The organism is Rhodocytophaga aerolata, from assembly GCF_030503435.1.
GTDB lineage: Bacteria > Bacteroidota > Bacteroidia > Cytophagales > 172606-1 > Rhodocytophaga > Rhodocytophaga aerolata.
Genome location: NZ_JAUKPO010000098.1, coordinates 2,501 through 5,675, shown reverse-complemented (window position 1 = coordinate 5,675; position 3,175 = coordinate 2,501). Strand labels below are relative to the sequence as shown.

Here is a 3,175-nt window from a genome sequence, read left to right as displayed (position 1 = left end):
TTGCTTGATAATGAGGTGGCGGGGACCTACTCTCCCACCTTGTGAGGGCAGTACCATCGGTGCTACAGGGCTTAACTTCTCTGTTCGGAATGGGAAGAGGTGATCACCTGTGCGATCCCACCATTAGGCTTGCGGCTGTGTAAGCAGCCAATGTCTTTGACTAAGCTAGTACAATCTAGGCTAGTATATAATTTTAATAAGTAATTGTCACAGCAGGAAACAAAGCAGTAAGAGTAATAGGACGGTGCACAGCTTATGTAAGAGAAGCCTATCGGGCAATTAGTATGGCTCAGCTCAGAGTCTTTCAACTTGTACACTTGCCACCTATCAACGTGGTCATCTCCCACGACCCTTCAGGGATATCTCATCTTGAGGTCAGTTTCGCACTTAGATGCTTTCAGCGCTTATCTGCTCCCAACGTGGCTACTCAGCGATGCCTTGGGCAAAACAACTGATATACCAGCGGTTGGTCCAACCCGGTCCTCTCGTACTAAGGTCAGCGCCTCTTCAAATATCCTAACGCCCGCAACAGATAGGGACCGAACTGTCTCACGACGTTCTGAACCCAGCTCGCGTGCCACTTTAATCGGCGAACAGCCGAACCCTTGGGACCTTCTCCAGCCCCAGGATGTGACGAGCCGACATCGAGGTGCCAAACCTCCCCGTCGATGTGAGCTCTTGGGGGAGATCAGCCTGTTATCCCCGGCGTACCTTTTATCCTTTGAGCGATGGCCCTTCCATATGGAACCACCGGATCACTATATCCGTCTTTCGACCCTGCTCGACTTGTTAGTCTCACAGTCAAGCACCCTTCTGCTATTGCACTCTACGCACGGTTACCAAGCGTGCTGAGGGTACCTTTGAAAGCCTCCGATACTCTTTTGGAGGCGACCACCCCAGTCAAACTACCCACCACACACTGTCTCTTATTACAGATTAGGCTCTAGGTAAAGCAAGGGCCGTATTTCAAGGGCGGCTCCAGGATGCCTAGCGACACCCCTTCATAGCCTCCGGCCTATCCTACACATGCGTTACCCAAAGTCAATGTGAAGCTATAGTAAAGGTGCACGGGGTCTTTCCGTCCCGTTGCGGGTAAGCGGCATCTTCACCGCTACTACAATTTCACCGAGCTCACGGCTGAGACAGCGCCCAGATCGTTACACCATTCGTGCAGGTCGGAACTTACCCGACAAGGAATTTCGCTACCTTAGGACCGTTATAGTTACGGCCGCCGTTTACTGGGGCTTCAGTTCAGAGCTTCGCTTGCGCTAACTCCCCCCCTTAACCTTCCAGCACCGGGCAGGTGTCAGGCCTTATACGTCAACTTTCGTTTTTGCAAAGCCATGTGTTTTTGTTAAACAGTCGCCTGGGCCATTTCTCTGCGACCTCTTATTGCTAAGTAGGCTCCCCTTCTCCCGAAGTTACAGGGTTATTTTGCCGAGTTCCTTAGCCGTGATTCACTCGAGCACCTTAGTGTTCTCCACTTGACTACCTGTGTCGGTTTGCGGTACGGGTTGAACAATCATTGTCAGACAAACTTTTCTTGGAAGCTCCTCCGGGTCATTATCCCTCCGGCCGAAGCCTTCAGGTACTATCAGTGCCATAGCACCTTCAACGCACAATTCCGTCTGTGCGCAAACCCTTGCTTACTCCGTCATCTGCTGACTGACTGCTCAAGTACAGGAATATTAACCTGTCTTGCATCGAGGCTTCGCTTTCGCTAACCCCTTAGCCCCCGACTAACCCTGATCCGATTAACGTTGATCAGGAAACCTGAGTCTATCGGTGGGCAGGTTTCTCACCTGCCTTATCGTTACTTATGCCTACATTTGCTTTTCCTGCCGCTCCACGGTGGCTTGCCGCCTTCCGCTTCTCTGCTGCAGGAATGCTCCCCTACCACAATATAGGTAACCTATATTATCCAAAGCTTCGGTACTATGCTTGATGCCCGTTTATTATCGATGCCCCACCCGCTCGACCAGTGAGCTGTTACGCACTCTTTAAATGAATGGCTGCTTCCAAGCCAACATCCTGGCTGTCTTTGCAGGTAGACTTCCTTTGTTCAACTTAGCATAGATTTTGGGACCTTAGCTGTTGGGCTGGGTTCTTTCCCTTTCGGACTTGGACCTTAGCACCCAAGCCCTCACTCCCGTGTATATGTGTTTAGCATTCGGAGTTCGTCAGGATTTGGTAGGTTGTGACACCCCCTAGTCCTATCGGTAGCTCTACCTCTAACACACTCTGACCACGAGGCTGTTCCTAAAAACATTTCGGGGAGTACGAGCTATTTCTCAGTTTGATTGGCCTTTCACCCCTACCCACAAGTCATCCAAATCCTTTTCAACGGATACTAGTTCGGTCCTCCATTGCCTGTTACGGCAACTTCAACCTGCTCATGGGTAGATCACAAAGTTTCGCGTCTACTGCCTCTAACTATACGCCCTATTCAGACTCGCTTTCGCTGCGGCTGCGTATCTACAGATACTTAACCTGGCTAGAAACAGTAACTCGTAGGCTCATTATGCAAAAGGCACGCCGTCACAGAACTAGTCTGCTCCGACCGCTTGTAAGCGTATGGTTTCAGGTTCTTTTCACTCCGGTATGCCCGGTTCTTTTCACCTTTCCCTCACGGTACTTGTCCACTATCGGTCTCTCAAGAGTATTTAGCCTTGCCGGATGGTGCCGGCAGATTCAGACGGGGCGTCTCCTACCCCGCCCTACTCAGGATCCCACTACAAACTAACGCACTTGCCAATACAGGGCTCTCACCTTGTCTCGCCCCTTTTCCCACAGGGTTCTTGTTGATGGTTAGTTCTAAAAAGTGGTCCTACTACCCCGAAAGTGCCGTAACACTTCCGGTTTGGGCTCTTTCCCGTTCGCTCGCCACTACTTGGGAAATCACTATTTGTTTTCTCTTCCTCTGCTTACTTAGATGTTTCAGTTCGGCAGGTTTGCTCCTGTTACCAGGTGACTGTTCTTCAAACAGCCGGGTTGCCCCATTCGGATATCTATGGATCGCAGAGTATGTGCCTCTCCCCATAGCTTTTCGCAGCTTATCACGTCCTTCTTCGCCTTTGAGAGCCTAGGCATCCTCCATACGCCCTTTGTAACTTGTCTTACACACTCTACCCTCCTTTTGCGTGCAGGTAGAGCTTTGTGCTCGTTTCTTGTAACT

At 50.6% G+C, this 3,175-nt stretch carries 2 rRNA genes; both read right to left on the bottom strand.

Annotated features, from left to right (window positions below):
- Positions 1-13: 13 nt before the first annotated feature.
- Positions 14-125: ribosomal RNA gene (rrf, locus tag Q0590_RS36450) — 5S ribosomal RNA — on the bottom strand.
- Positions 126-258: 133 nt separating this feature from the next.
- Positions 259-3,117 (bottom strand): 23S ribosomal RNA (locus Q0590_RS36445).
- Between the last annotated feature and the right edge of the window lie 58 nt (positions 3,118-3,175).